This window comes from Bradyrhizobium sp. Crot121 (assembly GCF_059512385.1).
The window spans coordinates 1-387 of record NZ_JCAMOR010000454.1 but is presented as its reverse complement, the minus strand read 5'-3'; the positions used below and the strand labels follow the sequence as shown (position 1 = coordinate 387).

Annotated in this window: 1 protein-coding gene; it reads right to left on the bottom strand. The window is 63.8% G+C overall.

Annotated features, from left to right (window positions below; all coding sequences use genetic code 11):
• Positions 1-387 (bottom strand): cation:proton antiporter domain-containing protein (locus tag AC5ZGW_RS47450; protein WP_496114314.1); only part of this gene is annotated, 387 nt, incomplete at both ends.

The following is a 387-nucleotide window of genomic DNA, read 5'->3' as shown; positions in this document are numbered from 1 at the left end:
AGCCTGCCGTCCGAGCTTCAGGAAATGGATCATCGGAGCAAGCGTTGCCCCTTGGATGACGAGAGTTGCGAGCACCACCGCAAAGGCCGTCAGCACGACGAGGTCGCGCTCCGGAAAATCGGCAGGCAGGGCAAAGGCGGTGGCGAGTGTCACGAGGCCGCGCATGCCGGACCAGCCGACCAGAAAGGTCTCCCCATGCCTGAAAGGCGCCAAAAGCTTGCCGCGCCGGTGGCGCGAAATGACGTATGCGTGCAGCAGGAAGGCCATCGCCAGACGCGTAAGGATGACACCGACCACGATGATGGCGGCAAAACCGAGTGCTCGCTCGAGCTCGCCCGCGGACATGGATTCCAGGATGCTGCGGGCCTGCAGGCCCATGAGCAGGAA